Source organism: Streptomyces sp. HUAS ZL42, assembly GCF_040782645.1.
Lineage (GTDB): Bacteria > Actinomycetota > Actinomycetes > Streptomycetales > Streptomycetaceae > Streptomyces.
The window spans coordinates 2,161,980-2,188,040 of record NZ_CP160403.1; the positions used below are offsets into that span (position 1 = coordinate 2,161,980).

23 protein-coding genes and 1 pseudogene are annotated in these 26,061 nt (G+C 71.3%); 4 read left to right on the top strand and 20 right to left on the bottom strand.

From position 1 onward, the window contains the following. Positions 1–24 precede the first annotated feature (24 nt). From ABZO29_RS10065 to ABZO29_RS10155, 19 genes are all read right to left on the bottom strand, one after another. Positions 25–1,422, bottom strand: coding sequence for an alkaline phosphatase family protein (locus ABZO29_RS10065; RefSeq protein WP_367319794.1), 1,398 nt, complete (start codon positions 1,420–1,422; stop codon positions 25–27). Next, positions 1,419–2,588: a metabolite traffic protein EboE gene (eboE, locus tag ABZO29_RS10070; protein WP_367319795.1), complete on the bottom strand. Its 1,170-nt coding sequence runs from the start codon at positions 2,586–2,588 to the stop codon at positions 1,419–1,421. The genes ABZO29_RS10065 and eboE overlap by 4 nt, the downstream gene beginning before the upstream one ends. A gap of 3 nt (positions 2,589–2,591) precedes the next feature. Beyond that, complete coding sequence (locus ABZO29_RS10075; protein ID WP_367319796.1) at positions 2,592–3,440, bottom strand: TatD family hydrolase; 849 nt, start codon at positions 3,438–3,440, stop codon at positions 2,592–2,594. Further along, complete coding sequence (locus ABZO29_RS10080) at positions 3,440–4,159, bottom strand: EboA domain-containing protein (protein ID WP_367319797.1); 720 nt, start codon at positions 4,157–4,159, stop codon at positions 3,440–3,442. Before ABZO29_RS10080 ends, ABZO29_RS10075 begins: the two co-directional genes overlap by 1 nt. Beyond that, positions 4,156–5,022 carry a sugar phosphate isomerase/epimerase family protein gene (locus tag ABZO29_RS10085; RefSeq protein WP_367319798.1) on the bottom strand — a complete coding sequence of 289 codons (867 nt, stop codon included), beginning with the start codon at positions 5,020–5,022 and terminating at the stop codon, positions 4,156–4,158. Before ABZO29_RS10085 ends, ABZO29_RS10080 begins: the two co-directional genes overlap by 4 nt. After that, positions 5,019–5,903: an SCO3242 family prenyltransferase gene (locus ABZO29_RS10090; RefSeq protein ID WP_367319799.1), complete on the bottom strand. Its 885-nt coding sequence runs from the start codon at positions 5,901–5,903 to the stop codon at positions 5,019–5,021. Before ABZO29_RS10090 ends, ABZO29_RS10085 begins: the two co-directional genes overlap by 4 nt. Then, positions 5,900–7,033: an inositol-3-phosphate synthase gene (locus ABZO29_RS10095; protein WP_367319800.1), complete on the bottom strand. Its 1,134-nt coding sequence runs from the start codon at positions 7,031–7,033 to the stop codon at positions 5,900–5,902. Before ABZO29_RS10095 ends, ABZO29_RS10090 begins: the two co-directional genes overlap by 4 nt. Before the next feature lie 115 nt (positions 7,034–7,148). Further along, positions 7,149–8,492: a ThuA domain-containing protein gene (locus tag ABZO29_RS10100; RefSeq protein WP_367319801.1), complete on the bottom strand. Its 1,344-nt coding sequence runs from the start codon at positions 8,490–8,492 to the stop codon at positions 7,149–7,151. 14 nt (positions 8,493–8,506) lie between these two features. Further along, positions 8,507–11,011, bottom strand: coding sequence for a PQQ-dependent sugar dehydrogenase (locus ABZO29_RS10105; protein ID WP_367319802.1), 2,505 nt, complete (start codon positions 11,009–11,011; stop codon positions 8,507–8,509). Between the two features lie 81 nt (positions 11,012–11,092). Beyond that, positions 11,093–12,091: a sugar phosphate isomerase/epimerase family protein gene (locus ABZO29_RS10110; RefSeq protein WP_367319803.1), complete on the bottom strand. Its 999-nt coding sequence runs from the start codon at positions 12,089–12,091 to the stop codon at positions 11,093–11,095. Positions 12,092–12,105: 14 nt separating this feature from the next. Next, positions 12,106–13,314, bottom strand: coding sequence for a Gfo/Idh/MocA family protein (locus ABZO29_RS10115; protein ID WP_367319804.1), 1,209 nt, complete (start codon positions 13,312–13,314; stop codon positions 12,106–12,108). Positions 13,315–13,372: 58 nt separating this feature from the next. Further along, the gene (locus tag ABZO29_RS10120) at positions 13,373–14,422 is read right to left on the bottom strand and encodes a substrate-binding domain-containing protein (protein WP_367319805.1); all 1,050 of its coding nucleotides are present in this window, start codon (positions 14,420–14,422) and stop codon (positions 13,373–13,375) included. A 17-nt stretch (positions 14,423–14,439) separates the two neighbouring features. Then, positions 14,440–15,459, bottom strand: coding sequence for an ABC transporter permease (locus tag ABZO29_RS10125; RefSeq protein ID WP_367319806.1), 1,020 nt, complete (start codon positions 15,457–15,459; stop codon positions 14,440–14,442). Continuing rightward, positions 15,456–16,979: a sugar ABC transporter ATP-binding protein gene (locus ABZO29_RS10130; protein WP_367319807.1), complete on the bottom strand. Its 1,524-nt coding sequence runs from the start codon at positions 16,977–16,979 to the stop codon at positions 15,456–15,458. Before ABZO29_RS10130 ends, ABZO29_RS10125 begins: the two co-directional genes overlap by 4 nt. A gap of 126 nt (positions 16,980–17,105) precedes the next feature. Next, positions 17,106–18,287: an ROK family protein gene (locus tag ABZO29_RS10135; protein WP_367326098.1), complete on the bottom strand. Its 1,182-nt coding sequence runs from the start codon at positions 18,285–18,287 to the stop codon at positions 17,106–17,108. Positions 18,288–18,843: 556 nt separating this feature from the next. Further along, positions 18,844–19,521: a GntR family transcriptional regulator gene (locus ABZO29_RS10140; RefSeq protein WP_367319808.1), complete on the bottom strand. Its 678-nt coding sequence runs from the start codon at positions 19,519–19,521 to the stop codon at positions 18,844–18,846. Positions 19,522–19,748: 227 nt separating this feature from the next. After that, positions 19,749–20,696: a beta-ketoacyl-ACP synthase III gene (locus ABZO29_RS10145; RefSeq protein ID WP_367319809.1), complete on the bottom strand. Its 948-nt coding sequence runs from the start codon at positions 20,694–20,696 to the stop codon at positions 19,749–19,751. A 149-nt stretch (positions 20,697–20,845) separates the two neighbouring features. After that, positions 20,846–20,974, bottom strand: a complete 129-nt coding sequence (locus ABZO29_RS10150; protein ID WP_367319810.1) for a hypothetical protein — start codon at positions 20,972–20,974, stop codon at positions 20,846–20,848. Continuing rightward, the gene (locus tag ABZO29_RS10155; RefSeq protein WP_367319811.1) at positions 20,949–22,286 is read right to left on the bottom strand and encodes an OFA family MFS transporter; all 1,338 of its coding nucleotides are present in this window, start codon (positions 22,284–22,286) and stop codon (positions 20,949–20,951) included. The genes ABZO29_RS10150 and ABZO29_RS10155 overlap by 26 nt, the downstream gene beginning before the upstream one ends. 176 nt (positions 22,287–22,462) lie before the next feature. Here ABZO29_RS10155 and ABZO29_RS10160 point away from each other — a divergent pair. Continuing rightward, positions 22,463–22,915 (top strand): annotated as a pseudogene (locus tag ABZO29_RS10160) (4Fe-4S dicluster domain-containing protein); the annotation flags it as partial. Between the two features lie 18 nt (positions 22,916–22,933). After that, positions 22,934–23,782 (top strand): formate dehydrogenase accessory sulfurtransferase FdhD, encoded by an 849-nt coding sequence (gene fdhD / locus ABZO29_RS10165; RefSeq protein WP_367319812.1) that lies wholly within the window; start codon positions 22,934–22,936, stop codon positions 23,780–23,782. 374 nt (positions 23,783–24,156) lie between these two features. Here the strand turns inward: fdhD and ABZO29_RS10170 are convergent, their stop codons facing one another. Then, positions 24,157–24,684 (bottom strand): isochorismatase family protein, encoded by a 528-nt coding sequence (locus ABZO29_RS10170; RefSeq protein ID WP_367319813.1) that lies wholly within the window; start codon positions 24,682–24,684, stop codon positions 24,157–24,159. Positions 24,685–24,891: 207 nt separating this feature from the next. Between ABZO29_RS10170 and ABZO29_RS10175 the strand changes: the two genes are divergently transcribed. Both ABZO29_RS10175 and ABZO29_RS10180 read left to right on the top strand, forming a co-directional pair. Then, complete coding sequence (locus tag ABZO29_RS10175; protein WP_367319814.1) at positions 24,892–25,164, top strand: hypothetical protein; 273 nt, start codon at positions 24,892–24,894, stop codon at positions 25,162–25,164. Then, positions 25,161–26,000 carry a collagen-like protein gene (locus tag ABZO29_RS10180; protein WP_367319815.1) on the top strand — a complete coding sequence of 280 codons (840 nt, stop codon included), beginning with the start codon at positions 25,161–25,163 and terminating at the stop codon, positions 25,998–26,000. The genes ABZO29_RS10175 and ABZO29_RS10180 overlap by 4 nt, the downstream gene beginning before the upstream one ends. Positions 26,001–26,061: the final 61 nt, after the last annotated feature.

A 26,061-nucleotide genomic window follows, 5' to 3' on the forward strand; every position in this document is an offset into this window, starting at 1 on the left:
GGCACGCCGGTCGTGGCCGGTCGGTCAGGTGAGACCGGCGAGTCGGAGCAGGAGTGACTTCACATCGGTGGCCGCGACGCGGTCACCGACGGATCGGGGGGTGGAGCAGATGAGGAGCGGACCGTCGTCGTCGCTCGTGGGAAGGCGGCCGTGGCTGCCGCGAATAGGTGCGGGATCCAGGGGCACGACCGCCATGCGGTAGCGCAGACCGAGTTTCTTGCGGGCCAGTGCGGTGGCCGCCTTGACCTTGACGTAGGGGTCGAGCGGATCCATGAACAGTTCGACCGGGTCGTAGCCGGGTTTGCGGTGGATCTCGACGAGTCGCGCGAAGTCGGGCGCGTGGGCGTCGTCGAGCCAGTAGTAGTACGTGAACCAGGCGTCCGGCTCCGCCACGGCGACGAGCTCGCCGGCGCGCGGATGGTCGAGGTGGTTGGCCTTCTTGCCCTCGTCGTCGAGGAGTTGCTCGATGCCGGGCAGGTCGGCGAGGGCGGCGCGGGTGGCGTCGAGGTCCTCGGGGCGGCGCACATAGACGTGGGCGATCTGGTGATCGGCGACGGCGAAAGCGCGTGACGCCGTCGGGTCGAGATACTCCATGCCGTCCTGGGTGTGCACCTCCAGAAGGCCGGCCCGGCGCAGTGCGCGGTTGATGTCGACGGGCCTGCTCACCCGGGTGATGCCGTATTCGGACAGCGCGACAACGGTACGGCCCTCGGCGCGGGCCTCGTCCAGAAGCGGGGCCATGGCCGTGTCCAGGTCGGTGGCTGCCTTCAGAGAGCGCGGATCGTCCGGGCCGAAGCGCTGCAGGTCGTAGTCGAGATGAGGGAGGTAGCAGAGCGTCAGGTCGGGGTGCCGGGTGCGGATGATGTGCTGGGTCGCGTCGATGATCCAGCTGCTGGAGACCAGGTCCGCGCCCGGACCCCAGAAGTGGAACAGCGGGAAGGTGCCGAATTTCTCGGTGAGTTCGTCGTGCAGTGCCGCCGGCCGGGTGTAGCAGTCGGGTTCCTTGCGGCCGTCGGCGTAGTAGATCGGACGGGGGGTGACAGTGATGTCGGTGTCGGCGCCCATGGCGTACCACCAGCAGATATTGGCGACCGTGTAGCCGGGGTGGGCCCGGCGGGCGGCGTCCCACAGCTTGTCTCCCGCGACGAGTCCGTTGTGCTGTCGCCACAGCAGTACCTCGCCGAGCTCGCGGAAGTACCAGCCGTTGCCGACGATGCCGTGCTCCGACGGGAGGGCGCCGGTCAGGAAGGTGGACTGGGCGGCGCAGGTGACGGCGGGCAGGACGGTGCCCAGCGGCGCCCGGGAGCCGGACCGGGCGAGAGCCTTGAGGTGGGGCATGTGGTCGAGGAGACGGGGGGTGAGGCCGACGACGTCGAGCACGAGGAGCGGGGTGGGGCCTGGCGTGGTCCGATGGGGGCTCATGGGAGTTCCTTCAAACCGAGATCGGTCAACAGGTCCCGGGCGAGGGTGAGTTCGGCGGCGATGCCGTCGGCGAGCTGGGATCGGCCGCGGGGGCGCAGCTCCGGCGGGAGGGCCTGCCAGGTGTAGGTCTCGACCTCCAGATGGCTGGTGAGCGGTTGCGGGCCGCCCACCAGCCCGGCCAGCGCGGTCTTCAGGACCGGGAGTGTGGAGGTGAGGGGCGCGGCGGGGCCCGCGTGCAGCGGGACGTGGAAGTGCGCGCGCCAGGGGGAGGCCTCGGGCAGGGCATCGCCCTTCAGCGCCTCGCCCAGGTCGTCGGTGCCGCGCAGGCCGGCGGCGGTGGCCGTGCGGGTCTGGTGCAGGAAGCGGGGTTCGTCGAAGGCGGCCAAGGCCTCGCGGACCTCAGGGAGATGGGGGTGTTCGGCATGCAGGGCGGCTGAGAGCTGGGTCTTGACGACGGGGACGCGGGCTCGGGTGAGCGCGTCCAGGGCGGTGTGCGGGTCTTCGAAGGAGGTGGCGAGGTGACAGGTGTCGACGCAGATCCCGATGCGGGAGTGGGCGACCGCGGTGAGCGGGGCGATGGCGTCGCCGGTGGTTTCGACGACGCAGCCGGGTTCCGGCTCCAGCCCGAGCCGGATGGAACGGCCGGTGAGCTCCTCGAGCGCGTCGAGGCGTTCGGCGAGGGTGCGAAGGGCGCTGCGGGCGGTCTCGGCCCGCTCGTCGTCGTACGCCGTGCGCCAGGCGAGGGGCAGGGTGGAGATGCTGCCCTCGATGACGTCGTCCGGGAGGAGCCCGGCGAGGACGCGGGCCAGGGCCGTGGTGTGCTCGAGACGTTCGGGGTCGGCCCAGTCCGGCTTGTACACGCGGTACTTGACCTCCTCGGCGCCGAAGCCCTCGTACGGGAAGCCGTTCAGGGTGACGACCTCGAGGCCGCGCCGGTCGAGTTCGATGCGCAGGGCGCGCAGTGCGGACGGGTCGGTGACGAGGGCGTGGGCGGCGTCCCGGGCGAGCCACAGGCCGATGCCGAGGCGGTCGCGGCCCAGGCGCCGGCGGACGGGCTCGCAGTGGTCGCGAAGCTGGGCCAGGACACCGTCGAGGGTTTCCGCGGGGTGGACGTTGGTGCAGTAGGCGAGGTGGACGGTGGAGCCGTCGGGGTGGCGGAAGCGCATCGCTCACTCCCCGCCGCGCAGGACGGAGTTGCCCTCGTGGGTGGTGTCGGGCGGGGTGACGTCGAGGTTCAGGCGGCCGCTGAGGCCGTAGAAGGCGACGGGGTTGCGCCACAGCACCTGGTCGACGTCGTCCTCGGTGAAGCCCTCGTCCAGCATCAGGTCGCCGACCTTGCGGGTCTTGAGGGGATCGCTTCTGCCCCAGTCGGCGGCGGAGTTCACCAGGACCTGCTCAAGGCCGTACTGCCGGAGGACGGCGACCATCCGCCGCTCGTCCATCTTGGTGTCGGGATAGACGGAGAAGCCCAGCCAGCAGCCGCTGTCCTTGGCCTCCTTGACGGTGGTCTCGTTGAGGTGGTCGACCAGGACGCGGTCCGCGGGCAGGGCGGACTCGCGGACGACGTCGAGGGTGCGGCGCAGGCCGAGGAGCTTGTCGCGGTGCGGGGTGTGGACGAGCGCGGGCAGCTCGTGGTCGGCGGCGAGCTGGAGCTGGGCGGCGAGTGCGGCGTCCTCGGCGGGAGTCATCGAGTCGTAGCCGATCTCACCGACGGCGACGACCTGGTCCTTGACGAGATAGCGGGGCAGTTCCTCGAGGACGGGGACGCAGCGCGGGTCGCCCGCCTCCTTGGGGTTGAGGGCCAGCGTGCAGTGGTGGGCGATGCCGTACTGGGCGGCGCGGAAGGGCTCCCAGCCCAGCAGGGAGTCGAAGTAGTCGAGGAAGGAGGCGGGAGAGGTGCGCGGCTGGCCGAGCCAGAAGGAGGGCTCGACCACGGCGCGGACACCGGCGGCGTGCATGGCCTCGTAGTCGTCGGTGGTCCGGGACGTCATGTGGATGTGGGGGTCGAAGATGCGCATCAGGCCTCCTCGCCGTGGGGGCGGTCGGTGTCGCGTTGTGGGGGTGTGGACTCGGTCAGGGCCAGGACGCGGTACAGGTCCGCCGGTACGGGACGGTCGGCGGCGGTGCGTTCGGCGGCGTAGTCGCCGAGCATGCGGGCGAGTTCGGCGTCGGCGTGGGCGCGGCGCTCCAGGCCGGCCACCTCGCTGACGGGCACACCGGTGAAGAGGCACTTCAGGACGGCGTGGCGCCACTGGTGGGCGTCGAGGTGGCGGGCCGCGTAAGGGCCGACGGCGGCGGCGAGGAGGCGGGTGTCGTTGGTGCGCAGGGCGTCCTCGACGAGCGGAAGGGCTTCGGGGCCGGAAAGGAGGTGGGGCAGCGCGTGCAGGACGGCGCGGCGTTCGGCGGCGGTGCCCTGGACGTAGACGCGGGTGAGGGCGGCCGGGTCGGCGCGGGCCGCCGCGTGGAGGATGAGGATGCGGGCCGCGTCGGCGTGCTCACCACGGCAGCGGCGGCCTGCCTCCGCGAGGCGCAGCTCCCACACGGAGATGGGCCCGTGCGTCCCCGGGTTCGCGGCGGCCTCGTCCAGGGCCTGGTCGAGCCAGGCGCGGGCGGCTGCGGTGAGCCGGTCGTCGAGGTGGGCGCGCAGCTCGGCCGGCGGGCTGAGGGCGAGGGTGGTGCCCCGGGTGTCCGATGCGGGGGTGCCGGTGCCCATGTCGATGGTGTGCGGGTGGTTCATGGCGTGCTCCGTGGTGGTGTTGCCAGTGCCTGGTGGAGGAACGGGAGGGACAGTTCGGCGAAGTGAGGGCCGGCGTGGGAGTGGCGGGGCAGTTCGACGACGGTGAGGCCCTGGTAGCCGGTGGCGGCGAGGGCCGCGAGGACGGGCGGGAAGTCGATCTCCCCGTCTCCGAGAGGGAGGTGTTCATGGACGCCGCGGCGCATGTCCTCGATCTGGACGTGACGCAGCCAGGGGGCGGCGGCGCGTACGCAGTCGGCGGGAGGAAGGGGTTCCAGGCACTGGCAGTGGCCGATGTCGAGGGTGAGGCCGAGGGGTTCCGGATCGCCGAGGCTTCGGCGGAGCCGGTGGAAGCCGGCGAGGGTGGCGAGGAGATGACCTGGCTCGGGTTCGACGGCGAGGGGCACGCCGGCGGTCACGGCGGCGTCCAGGACGGGGGCGAGGGCCTCGGCCAGGCGTTTCCAGGCCGTGTCCTCGTCCGTGCCCGCCGGTGTCGTCCCGCTGAAGCAGTGGACGGCGTGGGCACCGAGGTCGGCGGCGACCCGGACGGCGCGGATCAGGAGATCGACGCGTCGCGCGCGGGCGTCCGGGTCGGGGTCCAGAAGGGAAGGACCGTGTTTGTGGCGCGGGTCGAGTACATAGCGGGCGCCCGTCTCCACGGTGACGCCGAGCCCGAGCGCGTCCAGCCGGTGCGCGACCCGGCGGGTGCGGGCGTGGAGGTCCGGGGCGAGCGGGTCGAGGTGCATGTGGTCGAGGGTCAGACCGACGCCGTCATAGCCGAGGTCGGCGAGAAGGGTGAGGGCGTCGTCGAGGCGGAGATCGGTGAGGCCGTTGGTGCCGTAGCCGAAGCGGAGGGGGCTCGTCATGTGACGCTCACCTTCCTGCCGAACTTCCGGGCGATCGGGGCGAGGGCCGCCGTGAGCAGCGCGGTGCCGGCGGCGCCGGAACGGGCGGCGAGTGCGGCCTGGAGAGGGATGGTGGCGCGGATGCCGCCGCCGACGGCTCGTTGGGTGAGCGGAGGTGATGGATTGAGGGCCGCGTGGAAGTAGGGGCGGGTCACGGTGGTGGCGTAGGCGGCGGCGAGGGCTGTGGTGAGCCGGGCGCGGGAGGGGGCGTGTGGGCCGGCACCCGTGAGGAGCCGGGTCAGCGCGGCCGTCGAGGCCAGCGCCGCCAGGGCCGGTACCGGTGAGCCGCCCCGGGTCTCCTGGCGGGAGACGGTCGTGACCGTCAGGGTGTGGGTGGCCAGGAGGGCGGCGGAGGGGAGGGCCGGGCGGACGTGGCTCGTGGTGGCCGCGGCTCCGAGGAGGAGGTCCAGGGCGCGGGCCGTGGCCATGGCGACGGGGCCTGTGGGCGTGTGTTTCAGGGCGAGGTCGTACGCCCAGACGGTGGCCGCGAGGGGCGTCGCCACGGCGAGCGCGGGCCGTCCCGCACGGGCGGCCAGGGTCAGGCCGGCGCCCGTGAAGGCGCATGCCGCGGCCAGGGCGGCCGTCGGTCGGATGCGGCCGGACGGGAGGGGACGGTGCGGGCGTTCGACCGCGTCCTCCTCGCGGTCCGCCCAGTCGTTCAGGGCCATGCCGGCCTCGTAGAGACAGAGGGAGGATCCGATGGCCAGAAGAGTGCGGGGGGTGGGCCGGGCGGAGGCTGCGGCCGCGCCTGCCAGTGCGTCGCCCGGGACCGTGAACAGGGCCGGGAGACGCAGGAGTTCGGCCCAGGCGAGGCTGCGGCTCGTGCGGCCCACGCGCGTCACCGCTCCACCTCCGCAGCTCCCCGCAGCCGCTCCGCGAAGCCGGCCAGCGCCGCGTACTGCTCCCCCAGCGCCGAGGGGCCGTCCCCCACCGGGTCCTTGAAGTAGAAGCCCAGGTCGGCGAGGGGGCCGGACAGGCCGGTTTCGTGGGCACGGGAGACCATGCGGGCCAGGTCGAGGACGAGCGGGGCGGCCAGGGCGGAGTCACAGCCCTGCCAGATGGTCTGGAGGATCATGCGGGTGCCGAGGAAGCCGTCGAAGGCTATGTGGTCCCAGGCGGTCTTCCAGTCGCCGAGGGCGGGGACGTCGTCGATGTGGACCTCGCCCTCGGGAGTTGTCGCGAGGGTGTCGGCAAGCACCCGTTCCTTGCCGGCGTTCTTCGCCGCGGCGGCGGCCGGGTCGGCCAGGGAGGCGCCGTCGCCGCCGCCCAGCAGGTTCGTGCCGGACCAGGCGCGGACCGCCAGTGCTCGTTGGGTGAACATCGGGCCGAGGACGGACCGGAGCAGTGTCTGTCCCGTCTTTCCGTCGCGGCCCGCGTACGGCAGTCCGCTCGACTCCGCCATGGGAGCCAGGGCGGGGTGATGCAGGCCGGTCGAGGGGGTGAAGTTGACGTACGGGCAGCCCGCGCGCAGGGCCGCCGCCGCGTACAGCGAGCTCGGAGGAAGCGCGGATCCCTCGGGCAGGGGTTCCGTGGACGCGACGTTCACCACGACCGCCCGCGCCAGATCACAGCGTCGTACGAAGTCCCGTATGTCGGAGGCGAAGGCGGTGATCAGTTCCTCGTCGTCCCGCGTGTCCCCGGGGAGCGGGCCACCCGGCCTGATCTCCCGGTCGGCTGCCGCCAGTTCGGCCCGCACCGCCGACGGCAGACCCGGTGGCAGGACGCCGCCCGCCGCCAGGGCCTCCGCACGCTTGGGCAGGGGGCAGTCGACCGTGTCGTGGCCGCCGAAGACGAGGGATGCGGGCGCGGGCAGGCCGCACCCGGCGAACAGCGGGGACTCGCTGACGAGGCCGGTCGGCGGATGCAGGCCCGCGGTCACGGCGGCGCACCCCGCGACGACGGTGGTGGCGACGGAGCCGCGCGCGCCGATCAGCCATACACCGACGCGAGGTGAGGAAACGGACGCGGGCATGAACAGCCTCCTTGTCGAACGCCTCGAATGCGTCGAACGGGTCGAACGCGTCGTACGCGAACCCCGGTGGGAAAAGACGGCGGGCGGGAGTCCGGCGTCCCCCGCCCGCCGCCGCTCAGTCGCCCTTCACGGGCAGTTCCTTGATCCGGACGTGGCGGAAGGACACCTGGTCGCCGGCTCCGTGGTTCTGGATGCCGATGTGTCCGTCGCGCAGGCTCCGGGCCGGATCGGTGTTGGTGAAATCGTTGATCTTCACGCCGTTGAGCCAGACGCGGAGGCGTTCGCCCTCCACACGGATCTCGTACGTGTTCCACTCCCCCGGCGGATTCAGCGCGCGGTCGCGCTTCTCCAGATCGGCGGACTGGAAGCCGTAGACGGAGCCGGTGGTCTTCTCGGGGACGTCCGTGGCGTCGATCTGGATCTCGTAGCCGTTGTTCACCGCCGACCACGGGTCGTCCGAGGGCGGGAAGCCCACGAACACACCGGAGTTGTCGTCGCCGGAGGCCCCGGCCATCCTCCAGTCGAGCTTCAGCGAGTACGACCCGAAGCCCGACGCGGCATACCAGAGCATCCCCATGCCGCCGGCCGACGTCAGTGTGCCGTCGTCGGAGAGCGTGAAGGAGCCCGGGCCCGCCTGACTCCAGCCGTCCAGCGAGCCGGTGGTGCCGTCGAACAACGACCGGTAGCCGTTCTCGGGGCGGCAGTCCGCCTGGGCATCACCGGTCGCCCAGCGGATCCCGCCCAGCAGGTGCTCGCGGAAGGCGGGGTCGGCGTAGGACTCCTTGGTGTGGCCGCCGCCCGTGTAGAAGGCGCGGCCACCCTGGTAGTTCTGGCACCAGGCGATCGGGTGATCGCCGTTCATGGTGCCGCCGGTGTACGACGACTCGTCGAGGGAGGCGAGGACATGGACCCGTTCCCGGGGGTTGGAGCGGTAGTTGTACCACTCGTCGGTGCGCTCCCAGGTGCGGGAGAGTCCCGCGGTCGCCGGGTGCGCACGGTCCTCGACATTCACCGTGGCGGGCTGGATCGCCGGATGCGACTGGAAGTAGGCGCCGACCATGCCGCCGTAGAACGCCCAGTCGTACTCGGTGTCGGCGGCCGCGTGGACGCCGACATACCCGCCACCGCCGCGGATGTAGTTCTCGAAGGCGCGCTGCTGCGTGGCGTCCAGCACGTCTCCTGTCGTCGAGAGGAACACGACCGCGTCGTAGCGCCGCAGGTTCGACGGGGTGAACGCGCCCGCGTCCTCCGTCGCGTCGACCGTGAAACCGCCCGTCTCACCGAGCTGTTTCACCGCCGCCACGCCGTCCAGGACGGAGTCGTGCCGGAAGCCGGCCGTCTTGGAGAAGACCAGTATCTTTGCGCCGGAGGAGGAGTGCGGGAGAGCCGGTCCCGCCACGCACCCCAGGAGCAGGGCGGCCCCCACGGCCACGGTCGTCACTCGGCTGGCAGATCGCATGGATGCCTCCCTTCTCAGCCGGTGGTGAAGGTGAAGTCGTCGAGCTCGTACAGGGCGTTCGTGCTCCCCTTGAAGACCAGGTAGAGCGTGGTGGTGCCCCTGGGCGCCCGGGACAGGTCCGCGCTGACGTCCTGGTAGTTCTCCCAGCCGCCGGTGGCCGGCACGGTCGCCTTGCCGAGCAGCGTCCCCGCCGCGGAACCGGCCCGGATCTCGAGCGTGCCGCCCGCGCCGCCGGAGGCGATGCGCGCGGTGATCTTCTTGGCGTTGCTCAGGACGTACGGCGTGAAGGAGATCCAGTCGCCGTTGTCGATGTCTCCGACGGTCTTCCCGCCGTGTGCCGAAGCGCGCGTGGTCACCGTGACGCCGGAGCCGTTGCCGAAGTGCTCGGCCTGGCGGTGACGGGGCTGGAGGACATTCTGGTTGTGCGAGGTGAGCGCGGCCTGGCCACCGCCCCCGCCGTCGGTGTACTCGGCGTCGAGGACTCCGAAGATGTTGGCGTCCTCGTCGTGTCCGCCGTCGGCGCCGGTCTGGAGGGTGCCGGTGCAGCCGTTCGCGGAGGTCACGGGGTGGCCGTGGCTGTCGTGGCCGAGGACGAACGTGACCTTGACCCTGGAGCAGTCGATGTTCGTGCCGTCCTCGGGGTCGGTGACCCGCACCTTGAACGGGATGGCGTCACCGAAGCTGAACAGTTGCCCGTCCTTCGGTGTCTCCAGCACCACCTTGGGCGCCGTGTTGCCGACGACGATCTGCACGCTCGCACTGCCGGTGCGGCCGCTCGGGTCCTTCGCGGTGAGCGTCGCCGTGTAGGTGCCGTTCTTCTTGTACTTGTACGTCGGGTTCGCCGCCGTCGACTTGCCGCCGTCACCGAAGTCCCAGCTGTATGTGAGGGCGTCGCCGTCCTGGTCGGTGCTGCCCTCGGAGGAGAACTGAACCCTCAGCGGGGCCTGCCCGGAGGTGCGGTTCGCCGCGGCCTGAGCCACCGGTGAGTGACCGTCGGTCGCGTTCTCGATCCGGTAGAGGCCGGAGTTCTCGTCGCCGCCGAACCAGGCGGTGCCGTAGTCGAGGACGTACAGCGCGCCGTCCGGGCCGAAGGCCATGTCCATCACCTGGGTGCCTGTCCAAGGGACGTTGTTGATGGACTGCACGGTGCCGCTGCCGTCGCTGACGATCCGCTTGATCCAGCGGCGGCCGAACTCCCCGGCGAAGAAGTTGCCGTCGTACGCCTGCGGGAACTTCACCGGCGAGTCGAGCGAGGCGTCGTAACGGTAGACCGGGCCGCCCATCGGGGACTCGGAGCCGTCGCCGAACTCCGGTACGGACGCTCCGTTGTACGGGATCCAGGCGGGCTGGGCCGGGGGCAGGTCGGTCAGGCCGGTGTTGTGCGGCGAGGTGTTCTTCGGGGCGGCGCAGTCGAAGGACGCGCCGGACGTGCCTGTCGCGAAGTCGTAGTCCACATAGGCGTCGTTGGCGCCGGTGCAGTACGGCCAGCCGAAGTTGCCGGGGCCGGTGACCCGCGCGAACTCGACCTGGCCCGCAGGTCCGCGCGCCGGGTCGGCGGCGCCGGCGTCGGGGCCGTAGTCGCCGACGTAGAGGATGCCGGTGGCCTTGTCGACGCTGAAGCGGAACGGGTTGCGGAAGCCCATCGCGTAGATCTCGGGCCGGGTTTTGTCCGTGCCGGGTGCGAAGAGGTTGCCGTCGGGGACGGAGTACGAGCCGTCGGCGTTCACCTTGATGCGCAGGATCTTGCCGCGCAGGTCGTTGGTGTTGCCGGCGGAACGCTGCGCGTCGAAGGCCGGGTTGCGGTCGGACCGCTCGTCGATCGGGGTGAAGCCGTCCGACTGGAAGGGGTTGGTGTCGTCGCCCGTCGACAGATACAGGTTGCCCGCCGCGTCGAAGTCGATGTCGCCGCCGACGTGGCAGCAGATGCCGCGGGAGGCGGGGACGTCGAGGATCTTCGTCTCGCTGGCGTTGTCCAGTGTGCCGTCGGTCTTCAGGACGAAGCGGGACAGGCGGTTGACGCCGTCGAAGGGCGCGAAGTCCGCCGCGGTGCCGGTGAACGGGGCGTCTCCGGCCGGGGTGTTCAGCGGAGGCGCGTAGTAGAGGTAGATGAAACGGTTCGCTGCGAAGTTCGGGTCGACCCCGATGCCCTGGAGGCCCTCCTCGTCATGGGTGTAGACGTCGAGCTTGCCCGCGGGCCTCGTGTTGCCCGCGGCGTCGGTGATACGGAGTTCGCCGTCGCGGGAGGTGTGCAGGACCGAGCGGTCCGGGAGGACGGCGAGCGACATGGGCTCGCCGACCTCCGGCTCCCCCTCGGCGAGGGTGACCTGCTGGAAATCCTCCGCGGCCGCTGGCGCGGCTCCCGGGTCGGCGACGGCTGCGCCGGCCTGAGGTGCGGTGAGGGTGAGGGACGCGCCTGCCAGCAGCACGCCGCTGAGCAGGGCGGCCGCTTTGCGCAGGGACAGACGTCGTCTGTGTATCTCGATTCTGTCGGTACTGGTGGTGCGGGTGTTCCCGTGCACGAATGCCTCCAGAATGGGGCCGGTTGTACGGGCGGGTGCGGTACGCCGGGATGCGCCGTCATCCCGGAGGGTCGAGAGGGCTCAGTTGCCGAAGGCCGCGTCGAAGGAGGCCGACGGTGGCTCGAAGTCGTAGGCCTTGAGCCGGTTCAGGGCCTCGGGGGCGCCCTGGAGCCGGTCCATGCCGGCGTCCTCCCACTCCACGGAGACGGGCCCCCGGTAGTCGATGGAGCGCAGCATGCGGAAGACGTCCTCCCAGGGCACGTCGCCGTGGCCTGCGGACACGAAGTCCCAGCCGCGGCGCGGGTCGCCCCAGGGCAGATGGGAGCCGAGACGGCCGTTTCGGCCGTCGAGGCGCTTGCGGGCCTCCTTGCAGTCCACGTGGTAGATGCGGTCGCGGAAGTCCCACAGGAAGCCGACCGGGTCGAGGTCCTGCCACACGAAGTGCGAGGGGTCGAAGTTCAGGCCGAAGGCGGGGCGGTGCCCCACGGCCTCGAGGGCCCGGTGCGTCGTCCAGTAGTCGTAGGCGATCTCGCTGGGGTGGACCTCGTGTGCGAACCGCACGCCCTCCGCGTCGAACACGTCGAGGACGGGGTTCCAGCGTTCGGCGAAGTCCTCGTAGCCCCGCTCGATCATCGATTCCGGCGCGGGCGGGAACATGGCGACCAGGTGCCAGATGGCGGAGCCGGTGAAGCCGATCACGGTGTCGACGCCGAAGGCCGCGGCGGCCCGTGCGGTGTCGGCGATCTCGGCGGCGGCCCGTCGCCGTACGCCCTCCGCGTCCCCGTCGCCCCAGATGCGGGCGGGCAGGATCGCCCGGTGGCGTTCGTCGATGATGGCGTCGCAGACCGCCTGGCCGACCAGATGGTTGGAGATGGCCCAGCACTTGAGGCGGTACTTGTCGAGCAGTGCCCGTTTGGAGTCGACGTAGGACGGGTCCGAGAGGGCCTTGTCGACCTCGAAGTGGTCGCCCCAGCAGGCGAGTTCGAGTCCGTCGTAGCCGAAGTCGCGGGCGAGGCGGCAGACCTCCTCCAGGGGCAGGTCGGCCCACTGACCGGTGAAGAGCGTGAACTGGCGGGGCATGGAACAGGGCCTCCTCAGACCGCTATGGGCGTGTAGACGGAGTTCTTCTCGGCGCTCTCCTCGACCGCGGCGAGGACACGCTGGACCTGCAGGCCGTCGGCGAAGGAGGGCTCGGGCCTGCGGCCCTCGGCGACGGCGTGGACCAGGTCGCGGGCCTGGTGGACGAAGGTGTGCTCGTAGCCGAGGCCGTGGCCCGGCGGCCACCAGGCGTCGAGATAGGGGTGGTCGGGCTCGGTGACGAGGATGCGGCGGAAGCCGGCGTGGGTCCCGGGTTCGGTGCCGTCGTGGAACCAGAGCTCGTTGAGCCGCTCCAGGTCGAAGGCCAACGAGCCGCGCTCGCCGTTGAGTTCGATGCGCAGGGCGTTCTTGCGCCCGGTGGCGTACCGGGTTGCCTCGAAGGAGGCGAGGGCGCCGGAGGCGAACCGCCCGGTGAACAGGGCGGCGTCGTCGACGGTGACCGTGCCGGTGCCGGCCGCCGAGACGGCGGACAGTCCGCTGGTGGCGCCGACGGGCAGCGGGCGCTCCCGTACGAACGTCTCGGTCAGGGCGGAGACGCCGGCCAGCCTCTCTCCGGCCAGGTACTGCGCGAGGTCGACGATGTGCGCGCCCAGGTCGCCGAGCGAACCGGAGCCCGCGAGCTCCTTGCGCAGTCGCCAGGTCAGGGGGAACTCCGGGTCCACGAGCCAGTCCTGAAGGTACGTCACCCTCACGTGCCGCAGGGTGCCGAGCCTGCCCTCGGCCACCATCCGCCGGGCCAGGGCCGTGGCGGGGACCCGGCGGTAGTTGAAGCCGACCATCGCCAACTGGCCGCTGTTCTGGGCCTCTTCGGCCGCCCGGGCCATGACCTCGGCCTCCTCGACGGTGTTCGCGAGGGGTTTCTCGCACAGGACGTGCTTGCCCGCGGCCAGCGCGGCGAGGGCGATCTCGGCGTGGCTGTCGCCGGGGGTGCAGATGTCGACGAGGTCGACGTCGTCCCGGGTGATCAGGGCGCGCCAGTCGGTCTCGGTGGCCGCCCAGCCGTGCCGGTCGGCCGCCGCCCGCACGGCCGTCGCGTCCCGGCCGCAGATCACGGCGAGGACCGGGCGGCGGGGCAGGTCGAAGACGCGGCCCACGGTGCGCCAGCCCTGGGAGTGGGCGGCGCCCATGAAGGCGTAGCCGACCATGCCGACGCGGAGCGGTGGCTTCTCTCCCCCTGATCCGTCCGACTGCTGCGGCTGTGCCATACGGATGTCCTCCTCGTCCTGGTGGTGGTGGCGCCGTGGGGGGTGCGGGCGACACGTGTCAGCGGAAGCCGGTGGGCATGTACTGGTCGACGTTGTCCTTGTCGACGACGGCCGAGTAGAGCGTGATGGAGGCCGGGATCTCGAACTCGGCCAGACCGCCGACGCCCTTGGCCTGGCCGAGGGCACGGGCCAGGTCGATCGCGGACGCGGCCATGGTGGGCGGGTAGAGGACGGTCGCCTTCAGGACGCCGTTGTCCTGCTTGATGGCCTGGAAGGCGGACAGGGCGCCCGCGCCGCCGACCATGAGGAAGTCGTCGCGTCCGGCCTGGTCGATGGCGCGCAGCGCGCCCACACCCTGGTCGTCGTCGTGGTTCCACAGTGCGTCGAACTGGGGCTGGGCCTGGAGCAGTTGGGCCATCTTGGCCTGTCCCGACTCCACCGTGAACTCGGCGGCCTGCCGGGCCACCTTCTTGATGTTGGGGTAGTTCTTCAGCGCGTCGTCGAAGCCCTGGGTGCGCTGCTTGGTCAGCGCCAGGTTGTCCATGCCGGCGAGCTCGATGACCTTGGCGTCGGACTTCCCCTTGAGCTTCTCGCCGATGTAGTGGCCGGCGTTGAGGCCCATGCCGTAGTTGTCGCCGCCGATCCAGCAGCGGTAGGCCTGCGGGGTGTTGAAGATCCGGTCGAGATTGATCACCGGGATGCCGGCCCGCATCGCCTTCAGGCCGACCTGGGTGAGCGCCTTGCCGTCGGCGGGCAGCACCACCAGCACGTCGACCTTCTTGTTGATCAGCGTCTCTATCTGGCCGATCTGCGCGGCGGTGTCGTTGGAGCCCTCGGTGATCTCCAGGGTGACGTCCGAGTACTTCTTGGCGCGGCTCTTGGCGTTGTCGTTGATCGCGTTGAGCCAGCCGTGGTCGGCCTGCGGTCCCGCGAAGCCGATGGTGACGGGCTTGCCCGGCTTGTCGTCGGCGGCCGGCTGGTCGTTCGCCGCCGGCTTCTCGTCCTTGGGCTCGTTACTCGTGCAACCAACGAGGAGGGCACCCGTGGATACGGCGGCGGCCCCGAAGAGCAGTCCTCTGCGGCTCGTGAAAGGCGTCGGCTCTGGCATGTCGGTGAACCCTTTCCTCAGGTCGTGCTTGCGGTACGGCGCTGGACCAGCACGGCGGCGACGATGATCGCGCCCTTGGCGATCTGCTGGACGTCGCTCTGCAGGTTGTTCAGGGCGAAGATGTTGGTGATCGTGGTGAAGATCAGAACGCCGAGCACGGAGCCCGTGATGGTGCCGCGGCCCCCGCTGAGCAGCGTGCCGCCGATGATCGCGGCCGCGATGGCGTCCAGTTCGTAGAGGTTGCCGTTGGTGTTCTGGCCCGAGCCGGACAGGATGATCAGCAGGAAGGCGGCGATGCCGCAGCACAGTCCGGACAGCAGGTACAGGTACAGCCGCTGGCGGCGTACGTCGATACCGGCGAGGCGGGCCGCCTCCGCGTTGCCGCCGACGGCGACCGTGCGCCGCCCGAAGGTCGTGCGGTTGAGGATCAGCCAGCCGATGATCGTGACGACCGCGAAGACCATGACGAGCGGCGGAACACCGAGCACGTACGCGTCGCGCTCGCCGAGGTCGAGGACGCTGCCGATGGTGACGATCTGTGTCTTGCCGTCGGTGATCTGCAGCGCCAGCCCGCGCGCCGAGGCGAGCATGGCCAGCGTGGCGATGAACGGGACCATCCCGCCGTACGCGATGAGCAGCCCGTTGACCAAGCCGCACCCGACGCCGACGATCACGGCGGTGAAGAGGATGCCGGCGAAGCCGTACTCCTGGGTGGCGACGGTGGTCGCCCACACCGAGGCGAGGGCGACGATCGCGCCGACGGACAGGTCGATGCCGCCGGAGGTGATGACGAAGGTCATGCCCACGGTGACGACACCGATCACCGAGGCCTGGGTGAGGACGAGTTGGAGGTTGCGGGTGTCGAGGAACTCGTCGGGCTTGGTGATCCCTCCGATGACGATCAGTGCGGCGAGCACGCCGAGGAGGGAGAGGGTGCGGACGTCGGCACGGGCCATCAACCCGCGCCAGGCGGGGAGTTGGCCGACCGAGGGCACCTTGTCGGTGCCGTCCCGCGGCGGGGACACGGGCTGCGTCATGACGCCGGGCTTCCTTCCATGACCAGGTCGAGTACGCGGTGTTCGTCGAGCTCCCGGGCGGGCGCCGTGTGGACGACGCGGCCCTCGCGGAGCACCAGCACACGGTCGGCGAGTCCCAGGACCTCGGGCACCTCGCTGGAGACCAGCAGTACGGCGAGGCCCTCGTCGGCGAGGCGGCGCACGACCGCGTACAGCTCGGCGCGGGCGCCGACGTCGACGCCCCGGGTGGGCTCGTCGAGCAGCAGGACGCGGCAGCCGCGCAGCAGCCAGCGGGCCAGGACGGCCTTCTGCTGGTTGCCGCCGGAGAGGGTGCGCACGGGCACGGAGGGGTTGTCGGGACGCAGCGACAGCTCGCGGGTCGCGGCGCGCGCCGCCCCCAGTTCGGCACCCCGGTCGATCCAACCGCCCCGCGAGAAGCGGGACATGGAGGAGACCGAGACATTACGGGTGACGGACTCCAGCAACAGCAGCGCCTGCGCCTTGCGTTCCTCGGGGGCGAGTCCCAGCCCGGCGCGCACGGCCGCGCGCACGCTGCCGGGCCGCAACGGGCGCCCGTCGACCAGGACTTGACCCGCGCTCGGCTTCCGGGCGCCGTAGATGGTCTCGAGGATCTCCGAGCGTCCCGAACCGACCAGCCCGGCGAGGCCGACGATCTCGCCGGGGCGCACCGCCAGGTCGAGGGGCTCGAACTCGCCGTCCCTGGCGAGCCCTCGCACCTCCAGTAGCGGCTCTCCCCCCGAGCGGCCGCCCCCCGACGGCCGCTCGGGGAAGACGTACTCGACGTTGCGTCCCGTCATCAGTGCGACGACCTCGCGGGTCGGCGTCGTCTTCGCGGGCAGCCCGCCCGCCACCGCCCGACCGTCCTTCAGCACGGTCACTCGGTCGCCGATGCGGCGGATCTCCTCCAGCCGGTGCGAGATGTAGACGACGGCGACGCCGTCGGCGGTCAGGTCGCCGACGATCCGGAAGAGGTTGTCGACCTCGTCGGGGTCGAGGGCGGCGGACGGCTCGTCCATCACGATCAGCCGTACGTCGTGGGAGAGCGCCCGCGCCATGGAGACGATCTGCTGCTGGGCCGCCGACAACTCGCCCACCAGGCGGGCCGGGTCGATCTCGGGATGGCCAAGACGCTTCAGCAGTTGTGCCGTTGAGGCGCGGGCCGCCTTCCCCCGTACGACGAAACCGGCGGCCGTGGGTTCATGGCCGAGGTGCACGTTCTCGGCTACCGACAGGTGTTCCACCAGGTCGAGTTCCTGGTAGATGGTGGCGATGCCGAGCCGCATGGCGGCGATCGGCGAGCGCAGGGTCACGGGCTCGCCGCGCCAGCGGATGGTCCCGCCGTCGGGCTGGTGGGCGCCCGCCAGGACCTTGATCAGGGTGGACTTCCCGGCCCCGTTCTGGCCGAGCAGGCAGTGCACTTCACCGGCCTGGACGTCGAGGTCGACGCCGTCGAGGGCCCGGACTCCGGGGAACGACTTGGTGATGCCGGACATGCTGAGCAGCGGTGGTTCTGGTGACATGACGGTTCCCCTCGGCGGGCGTGCGGGCCGGTTTCAGGGCGTTCCGCCTGCGGGGCAGGCGTGTGAGGGCAGGGCGGAGCAGAGCGCCGTGCGGATGAGGAGTACTGAGGAACTGGTCGGGTCTGCTTACGCGGGTGAGAACAGGTGGTCGCTGATGAGGCGAGCGGCGCCGATGACTCCGGCGGTGGGGCCCAGCTCGCCCAGGACGATGGGAAGATTGCCGGTCGCCAGCGGCAGCGACTGGCGGTAGACCTGGGTGCGGATCGCGGCGAGCAGGTTGTGGCCGAGTCCGGTCACCCCGCCCCCGATCACCACGAGCCCCGGGTTGAAGAAGCTGACCAGGCCGGCGATGACCTGACCGGTGCGATTGCCGCCCTCGCGGATCAGGTCGAGCGCGGTGGCGTCGCCCGCGGCGGCCGCGGCGGCGACATCGACGGCGCTCAGGCCGCCGTTCGTCTCCAGCCGCGACGCGAGCTCCGCCGACAGGCCCTGCTGGGCCGCCTCCAGAGCGTCGCGGGCGAGGGCCGCCCCGCTGAAGTGGGCTTCCAGGCAGCCCCGGTTGCCGCAGGCGCACGGGCGTCCGTCGGGCACGGCCTGGATGTGCCCGATGTCGCCCGCGCTGCCCGTGGTACCGCGGTACACCTCACCGCCGACGACGATGCCGCAGCCGATGCCGGTGCCGATCTTGACGCAGAGGAAGTCGCCCACGGAGCGGGCGACGCCCGCGTGCTGCTCCCCCATCGCCATGAGGTTCACGTCGTTGTCGACCATGACCGGGCAGCCCAGTTCCTGGCTGAGCGCCTCCCGCACGGGGAAGCCGTCCCAGCCAGGCATGATCGGCGGGGCGACCGGTACGCCCTCGGGGAAGCGGACCGGGCCCGGGACACCGATGCCGGCGCCGTCGAACCCCTCCGCGAGCCCGGGGGCCCTCAGTTTCGCGGCCATGGACAGGACCTGCTCGAAGACCGCGACCGGGCCCTCGCGCACTTCCATGGGCTGGTTGACGTGCCCGAGGATCTCGAGTTCGGCGTTGGTGACCGCGACGTCGATCGAGGTCGCGCCGATGTCGACGCCCAGGAAACGAAGCTCCGGGTTGAGCCGGATGTTGTGGGAACGCCGGCCGCCGCGCGAGGCGGCGAGTCCGTCGGCCACGACCAGGCCCGTCTCCAGGAGCCGGTCCACCTCCACGGCCAGCTTGGACCGCGAGAGGTCGACCTGATCACCCAGCTGTGCCCGGGAGTTGGGGCCTGCGTCACGCAACAGCTTGAGCAGTCTGGCCTGGTGTGCGTTGGCGGGTCGTGCCGTCATGCGTCTCACGTGCCCCTCCCCGCCTCAATTCGGCCACCAGTATCGGGCTTTCGAGGGGAACGTAGCAGCGACCGCCGAACCTGGGAAGAAGCTGTGCGTGGATTGCCGGCAACTTTCTCCACTCACAGGACAAAGAAGTCCGTCACGTAAGGTCCCGTGCACACCGCGCCCACGGCGCGGCTACGGGATCCGGCCTCGATCAGGTACGGCGCGCGGGGCGCGCGGCGCCGGACACGCTGTGGGTAACCACCGCCGGCCTGTTCGCCGGCCTGGCGTCGGCCGGATGGACACCTGGCGCGGGACGCGGTCGGCTCGGCGAGGAGTTGCGCCGCCGCAGCACCTCGCGCGCCACGCCGAGGCGAGCCGGAATCGCGACGAGGACGTGCGCTTGCGGCCGCCCCGAGTTGCGCGGCCCTGGCACCCGCAAGTTGCCCGGCCCTGGCACCCGCACTGCTCGGCGACTCACGGCCTCCGCGCTCGCCGAACCTCCGCCCCGGGTGGGTGGGTTGGCCGCGATCCCGGTCGTCGCCCGATCGCGCGGTGAGAGGACGGCGCCTCAGGACTTCGCGCGGGCGAGATACGACGTCCGCGTGTGCTCCGTGTGCTCGCGCATCAGCTGTGTGGCCCGCTGCTCGTCCCGGGCGGTGATCGCGGCGATGAGTCCCCGGTGCTCGATCCAGGACTGCTGCCCGCGCTGCCGGGCGATCGGTGTGTAGTACCAGCGCACCCTGCGGTCGACCTGGGCCGCGAGTTCGGCGAGGACCGCGTTGCCGGCGAGCTCCATGATCTTCGCGTGGAAGCGGGCGTTCAGGGCGACCGCGCCGTCCACGTCGTCCGCGACGACCGCCTTCTCGCCCTCCGCGCACAGCTCTTCGAGGGCGGCGACACCGGCGCTGCCCGCGTTGGCGGCGGCGAGCCGGGCGGCCTCGGCCTCGAGCAGCGTACGGACCGTGAGGAGCTGGTCGGCCTCCTCCTCCGTCGGCTCGTGCACGAACGCGCCCTGGGCGGGCCGCAGATCGACCCAGCCCTCCGTGTTGAGCCGCTGCAGCGCCTCCCGCACCGGCTGACGCGACACGCCGAGGTGGCCTGCGAGTTCGCTCTCGACGAGATGCTGACCGGGCTGGAGGGCGCGCGTGGTGATGAGTTCGAGCAGTGCCTCGTAGACGCGGTCGCGCAGCGGGCCGGGCCGTTCGAGCTTGGGCACCGCGCCCTGCGGCAGTCCTGTCGACAACATCGGTCGGTCCCCCTCCTGGGCAACGCCGGGCACCTGCGACCCGAAAGCCGGAAAGCCGGTCGTACTGGACCAGTGGCACCGGACCAGTGGCACCGGACCAGTGCCACTGGAGAGCCAGTATCGATTGTCTTTCGTCTACAGTCTACGGCGCACAAGCGCCAGGCCCTGGGCGAGTTGACCGCGTCACGTCCCGCATCCGCCGCCGGCCACCCCGTCGTACGAGCAGGTCAGGGGCACCGGACGACCTGGCCGGCGTAGGACAGGTTCCCACCGAACCCGAACAGCAGCACCGGGTCCCCGGTGGAGATCGCGCCCTGTTCGACGAGCTTGGAGAAGGCGAGCGGGATGCTGGCGGCCGAGGTGTTGCCGGACTCGCTCACGTCGCGGGCGACGACGGCGTTGACCGCGCCGATCTTCTCGGCGAGGGGCTCGATGATGCGCAGGTTCGCCTGGTGCAGCACGACGGCGGCGAGGTCCTCGGGCACGAGGCCGGCCCGCTCGCAGGCCTTGCGGGCCAGGGGCGGCAGCTGGGTGGTGGCCCAGCGGTAGACGCTCTGCCCCTCCTGTGCGAACCGCGCGGGCTGCCCCTCGATGCGTACGGCGTGCCCCATCTCGGGTACCGAGCCCCACAGCACGGGTGCGATGCCGGGTTCCTGGCCCACGGCGCAGGCCTCCACCACGGCGGCGCCCGCCCCGTCCCCGACGAGTACGCACGTCGTGCGGTCGCTCCAGTCGGTCACGTCGGACATCTTGTCGGCGCCGATGACCAGCGCGCGGGTCGCGGCGCCCGCGCGGAGGGTGTGGTCGGCGGTGGCCAGGGCGTGGGTGAAGCCTGCGCACACCACGTTCACGTCCATCGCGGCAGGCCGCGGGACGCCGAGGCGTGCCGCGACCCGCGCGGCCATGTTCGGGGAGCGGTCCACGGCAGTGGAGGTGGCGACCAGGACGAGGTCGATGTCGTCGGGCGCGAGTCCGGCGGCAGCGAGCGCCTTGGCCGCGGCGTGCGCCGCCAGCTCGTCGACGGGCTCGTCGGGCCCGGCGATGTGGCGCGTGCGGATGCCCACCCGGGACGTGATCCACTCGTCACTGGTGTCGACCATGCCCGCCAGGTCCGCGTTGGTGAGCACCTTGGCGGGCTGGTAGTGGCCGACGGCGGCGATACGTGAGCCGTTCATTGGGTGGTCCCCCTGATTGCCGTGGATAGCGGGATCCACAAGTCTGATCAGTGACTCACGGGTACGCGGGCAGGTAAGGCCACAGGAATCGGGCGCCCGCGTTGTCGGCTTCCGTCAGACCTTCGGACGCCCGAACATTTTCCGTACGCCTACCCGGTGAACAGCTGCGTCGCCTTCTGTACGAGCTCGTACAGCCCGTAGGCGAGCGGCGCCCCCACCCAGAGCCAGGCGAAGGCGATGAGGCCGCGCCGGCTAGGCGGACTGGTGTCGCTGGACATCGGCTGCCTCCTTCGAGGGCGGTGCGGGGACGTGGTGGCGGGGGTGGACGGGCCGGACGAGCTCGTTGGCGACGAAGCCGAGCGCGAGCAGTCCGATCATGATGGACAGGGACAGGGTGTACAGGGAAGAGCCGTGCTTGCCGGCCTCCTCCTGGCGGTCGGCGATCCAGTTGACGATCAGCGGTCCGAGGACGCCGGCCGTCGACCAGGCGGTCAGCAACCGACCGTGGATCGCGCCGACCTGGTACGTCCCGAACAGGTCCTTCAGGTACGCGGGGATCGTCGCGAACCCACCGCCGTAGAACGACAGGATCACCAGCGCGCACAGGACGAACAGCGGCTTGGACGAGTCGCCGAACGCCGCGATGAGCCCGTACATCAACGCGCCGGCGCCCAGGTAGACACGGTAGATGTTCTTGCGCCCGATCAGGTCGGAGGTCGACGACCAGCCGATGCGGCCCGCCATGTTGGCCGCCGAGAGCAGGGCGACGAAGCCGGCGGCGGCGGTCGCCTTGACCGGGGTCGAGGTGTCGGCGAAGAAGTCCGTGATCATCGGGGCGGCCTTCTCCAGGATGCCGATGCCGGCGGTCACGTTCATGCAGAGCACGACCCACAGGCACCAGAACTGCGGAGTGCGCACGGCGCCTCGCGCCGAGACCTGCACGCCGTCGAAGGCGCTCGGCCCGCTCGCCGTGCTTACCGGGTTCTCGCTGCGCGGCACCCGCACGAGCAGCACGCCGAGCGTCATGAAGACGGCGTACGTCAGCCCGTGCACGAGGAAGGCGAGCGCGATCCCGTGGCTGTCGGCGCCGAACGACTCCAGCATCTGCGCGGACCAGGGCGAGGCGATGAGCGCACCGCCGCCGAAGCCCATGATGGCGATGCCCGTGGCCATGCCCGGCCGGTCCGGGAACCACTTGATGAGCGTCGAGACGGGCGAGATGTAGCCGATGCCGAGGCCTGTCCCGCCGACGAAGCCGTAGCCGAGGACGATCAGCCAGTACTGCTCGGTGGCCGCGCCGAGCGCGGAGAGCAGGAAGCCGGACGAGAAGCAGACCAGGGCGACGGTCATCGCCCAGCGCGGTCCGTTGCGTTCCACGAGCGTGCCGCCGAACGCGGCCGACAGGCCGAGCATCACGATGCCGAGCTGGAAGGGGAGCGCGCTCTGCGTGCCGCTGAGGCCGAGCGCTGCTTCGAGCGGCGGCTTGAAGACGGACCAGGCATACGCCTGGCCGATGGAGAGATGGACCGCGAGGGCGGCCGGGGGGACGAGCCAGCGGCTCCAGCCGGGGGGCGCTATGGGGGGACTCATGATCCCGAACGGTAGGCAGGGGCAAGGGAGTTGAGAAGGCGGCACGTCGACCGTATACGATGAGCGGTATCCAGGATGCGCCGAACGGTCGCCGCACGAACCCTTGCCGGCCCTTCTTCCATACTGTAGACAATATCGTCGACAGGTTTCGCTGGTGGCCCGCTGACGGCTGCCGAGAACCCAAGGTCGACAACGACCTGTACGTACGCGACTACGACAAGTGCATCCTCTGCTACAAATGCGTCGACGCCTGCGGCGACCAGTGGCAGAACACCTTCGCGATCTCCGTGACCGGCCGCGGCTTCGACGCCCGGATCGCCGTCGAGCACGACGCCCCGCTGACCGACTCGGCATGCGTGTACTGCGGAAACTGCATCGAGGTCTGCCCGACCCGGGCGCTGTCGTTCAAGTCCGAATTCGACATGCGCGCCGCGGGTACGTGGGACGAGTCGCAGCAGACCGAGACGACCACCGTGTGCGCCTACTGCGGAGTGGGCTGCAACCTCACCCTCCACGTGCAGGACAATGAGATCGTGAAGGTCACCTCACCGCACGACAACCCGGTGACCCACGGCAACCTCTGCATCAAGGGCCGCTTCGGCTACCAGCACGTACAGAACCGGGACTGATCGGGGACTGATCCGCACATGGGACGAGTCACGGAACGGCGCAAGGTCATCCGCATACGGGACGGAGCGGTCTCCACCCGTCCGGACACCCTCGTCGCCGAGGAACCCCTCGAGATCCGGCTCAACGGCAAGCCGCTCGCCATCACCATGCGCACACCGGGCGACGACTTCGCACTCGCCGCGGGCTTCCTGGTGAGCGAGGGCGTGCTCGCCGAACAGACCGACCTGCAGAACATCGTGTACTGCGCGGGCGCCACGGCGGACGGCTCCAACACGTACAACGTCGTCGACGTGAAGACCGCGCCCGGCGTCACCGTCCCCGACATCACACTCGAACGGAACGTCTACACGACCTCGTCGTGCGGCCTGTGCGGCAAGGCCAGCCTCGACGCCGTCCGTACGACCGCCCGCTGGCCCATCACCGACACTCCCCCGGTCCGACTGGACCCCGAGCTGCTCGCAAGCCTCCCCGACCGGCTGCGCACGGCCCAGCGGGTCTTCGACCGGACAGGAGGCCTGCACGCCGCCGCGCTCTTCGCCGAGGACGGGGAGCTGCTCGACGTCCGGGAGGACGTGGGCCGGCACAACGCGGTCGACAAGCTGGTCGGCCGCGCCCTGCAGAACGGGAACCTGCCGCTGTCCCGGGCGATCCTGCTCGTCTCGGGCCGGGCGTCCTTCGAGCTGGCGCAGAAGGCCGTGATGTCGGGCATCCCGGTGCTCGCGGCGGTGTCGGCCCCGTCGTCCCTCGCCGTGGACCTGGCCGCCGAGACCGGCCTGACCCTGGTGGGCTTCCTGCGGGGCAGCTCCATGAACGTGTACGCGGGCGAACACCGGCTCGCCCTGCGGACCGCGGCCGCCCAGGCCTGACCGGCACCCGCGACACGGCGGCGGGACCCCGGGCGGCGGGGAGCGCCCCCTGCGCTGGTTGGGGTCCCGCTGCATTTCTTGCTTGGTCGCGTACAAGCGCTCCAGCGGGCCTCAGTGTTTGATTGCTCGGTCGTCTGCGGGGCGCTTTCAGCCGGTGTCGAGAGCCCGACCGTGCTCAGCGCTTCGCGCCTCCGCGCTCCCCCACTCTCGGCTTCGCTCGAGCGGGGGACCCCATGGGCTCTCGACACCGGCGCGCCCCTTCGGCTCCCTCGCGGCCGGCGCGTGGGGCCAAGGGGCCTGGGACGGCCCTTGCCGTGGGCTGTTGCGGCTTGCTCGCGTGGGGCCAGCGGTTGCCCACTCACCTCTGCCCCTCCTCAGCCGGCCATGAACCCCACATCCGTCGCCCTCACCACCGCCCCCAGCCGCGGGAAGTCGAGCCGCACCGATGCCTCGTGCTCCGCCCCCGTGAACGCGCTCATCGCATCCTCGACGAAGACGAGCTCGTAGCCGAGGTCGCCTGCCGCGCGGGCGGTGGACTCCACGCCGAGGTTGGTGGTGATGCCGCCGAACAGCAGGGTGGTGATGCCGCGTTGGCGGAGGTGGTCGTCCAGGCCTGTGCCCTGGAAGCCGCCTATGGTCCGCTTGACGATCTCGATGTCGCCGTCCCGGAGCAGGCCGGCCGCAAGGCCGCTGCCGGGCGGCTGCTCGGGCACGTTCGGGCGCTCGACGCGGATCAGGACGACCGGCGCGCCCGCCGAACGGAAGGCCTTCGCCAACTCCTCGGCGACGGCGAGGACTTCGGTACCCTTCCGGGGCTCCAGGGGCAGCGCGACGATCCGGTCCATCAGGTCGACCAGGACGAGGGCTGTGCGCGCGGGATCCAGCGCGAGTGGTGCGGTCATGACGGAACGTTAGCCGTCATCAGCGGTCCGTACCGGAAATCCGGATCAACAGGCCCGTGAACGCCTGCGTCAGCTCTGGTGGCTGTCAACACCCGTCCGGGGTATGGCGTTTGCCTTCCGCATACCACGAAGCCCCTGAGTCGTTGCTCCGAGTGAGTTCCATGGGCCGCCTGCCGCGCGGCCTGTCGGCCAGTGGGAGGCAGTCACGTGGATGCCGGCACGACCCTGCTCGGCTCGTTACTCGCCTGCGCGGGTGCGCTGGGCGCGGCCGTAGTGGCGTACCTGGGCAAACGCGGGGAGAACGCGCTGAACGGCTACTCCAGCCTGACCGAGAGGCTGCAGGCCAAGCGCGACCGCCTCGAACGGCAGGTCGCCGAACGGGACTCGCGCATCAGCGAGTTGTCCACGCTGCACGCCGCCGACCAGTCGGAGATCGCGCGGCTCAGGCTCGACATCCACCGACTCGGAGGTGCGCCGTGAAGTCTCGCTTCGAGCGGCTGCTCGCCCCGCGCTGGCGCAGCGTGTTCCTCGTCTGTGTGCTGATCGCGCTGTGTGGCGTGGCGGTGATCCTCTGGGCGCGCATCGACGCCGGGGACCGCAGGGCCGCCCAGATGCGCGCCGAGGCCGACCGCCGCGGCCAGGCCCTGTCCACGCTCGCGCGGGACGTCCGCGCCCTGCGTGCCCAGGTCGAGGCGGGTGGCGGCACCCCCGCGGCGCCGGACCCCTCCGAGGCCGTCGACGATCTGATCGACCGCATCCGGGTGCCCGCGGCGCTGCCCGGCGAGCGGGGCGAGAAGGGCGAGCGCGGGGTCCCCGGCGCGGGCGGGGCACCGGGCGCGCCCGGCCCGCGCGGTGAGCCCGGTGCCATGGGTCCGCCGGGGCCGGAAGGCTCACCGGGGCCCTCCGGTCCGCCCGGTGAGCAGGGCCCGCCGGGCACCGACGGTACGGATGGCGCTTCCGGCCCTGTGGGGCCTTCGGGCACCGACGGGTCCCAGGGTGTGGCCGGGCCGAAGGGCGAGAAGGGGGACCCGGGTCCCCGGGGTGAACCGGGGCCCGCCTGTCCGGACGGCTACACCCTGCAGGTGCCGGCCGACGACCCGGACGCCCTTGTCTGCCGCAGGGCGGGCGCGGCCGTCCCCGTGCCAGGTCCCGGCCCGGCGGCCGTACTTCCGGCAATGCTGCCGCTCCGGCGTCGGCGGCGACGGCGCGTCGTCGCCGCGAGCGTCAGTCCACCGGGCCTCGGGTCAGGGCAGGGATCTCGGCGGTGGCGGTCAGGACCGCGCGGCCGAGGAGGGCGGGCGTTGCCTCCGCCGTAACGCGAGCACCGCCGCCGGCCTGACCACCTGCCACAACAGACGACGGCACGTCGGCCCATGG

Excerpts from the sequence above, each read along its gene's own strand:
- ABZO29_RS10100 (WP_367319801.1), bottom strand. The coding sequence starts at position 8,492 with ATGCGATCTGCCAGCCGAGTGACGACCGTGGCCGTGGGGGCCGCCCTG.
- ABZO29_RS10080 (WP_367319797.1), bottom strand. The coding sequence starts at position 4,159 with ATGAACCACCCGCACACCATCGACATGGGCACCGGCACCCCCGCATCG.
- ABZO29_RS10155 (WP_367319811.1), bottom strand. The coding sequence starts at position 22,286 with ATGAGTCCCCCCATAGCGCCCCCCGGCTGGAGCCGCTGGCTCGTCCCC.
- ABZO29_RS10125 (WP_367319806.1), bottom strand. The coding sequence starts at position 15,459 with ATGACGCAGCCCGTGTCCCCGCCGCGGGACGGCACCGACAAGGTGCCC.
- fdhD (WP_367319812.1), top strand. The coding sequence starts at position 22,934 with ATGGGACGAGTCACGGAACGGCGCAAGGTCATCCGCATACGGGACGGA.
- eboE (WP_367319795.1), bottom strand. The coding sequence starts at position 2,588 with ATGCGCTTCCGCCACCCCGACGGCTCCACCGTCCACCTCGCCTACTGC.
- ABZO29_RS10145 (WP_367319809.1), bottom strand. The coding sequence starts at position 20,696 with ATGAACGGCTCACGTATCGCCGCCGTCGGCCACTACCAGCCCGCCAAG.
- ABZO29_RS10095 (WP_367319800.1), bottom strand. The coding sequence starts at position 7,033 with ATGCCCGCGTCCGTTTCCTCACCTCGCGTCGGTGTATGGCTGATCGGC.
- ABZO29_RS10085 (WP_367319798.1), bottom strand. The coding sequence starts at position 5,022 with ATGACGAGCCCCCTCCGCTTCGGCTACGGCACCAACGGCCTCACCGAT.
- ABZO29_RS10065 (WP_367319794.1), bottom strand. The coding sequence starts at position 1,422 with ATGAGCCCCCATCGGACCACGCCAGGCCCCACCCCGCTCCTCGTGCTC.
- ABZO29_RS10170 (WP_367319813.1), bottom strand. The coding sequence starts at position 24,684 with ATGACCGCACCACTCGCGCTGGATCCCGCGCGCACAGCCCTCGTCCTG.
- ABZO29_RS10140 (WP_367319808.1), bottom strand. The coding sequence starts at position 19,521 with ATGTTGTCGACAGGACTGCCGCAGGGCGCGGTGCCCAAGCTCGAACGG.
- ABZO29_RS10110 (WP_367319803.1), bottom strand. The coding sequence starts at position 12,091 with ATGCCCCGCCAGTTCACGCTCTTCACCGGTCAGTGGGCCGACCTGCCC.
- ABZO29_RS10130 (WP_367319807.1), bottom strand. The coding sequence starts at position 16,979 with ATGTCACCAGAACCACCGCTGCTCAGCATGTCCGGCATCACCAAGTCG.
- ABZO29_RS10150 (WP_367319810.1), bottom strand. The coding sequence starts at position 20,974 with ATGTCCAGCGACACCAGTCCGCCTAGCCGGCGCGGCCTCATCGCCTTC.
- ABZO29_RS10075 (WP_367319796.1), bottom strand. The coding sequence starts at position 3,440 with ATGCGCATCTTCGACCCCCACATCCACATGACGTCCCGGACCACCGAC.
- ABZO29_RS10120 (WP_367319805.1), bottom strand. The coding sequence starts at position 14,422 with ATGCCAGAGCCGACGCCTTTCACGAGCCGCAGAGGACTGCTCTTCGGG.
- ABZO29_RS10115 (WP_367319804.1), bottom strand. The coding sequence starts at position 13,314 with ATGGCACAGCCGCAGCAGTCGGACGGATCAGGGGGAGAGAAGCCACCG.
- ABZO29_RS10135 (WP_367326098.1), bottom strand. The coding sequence starts at position 18,287 with ATGACGGCACGACCCGCCAACGCACACCAGGCCAGACTGCTCAAGCTG.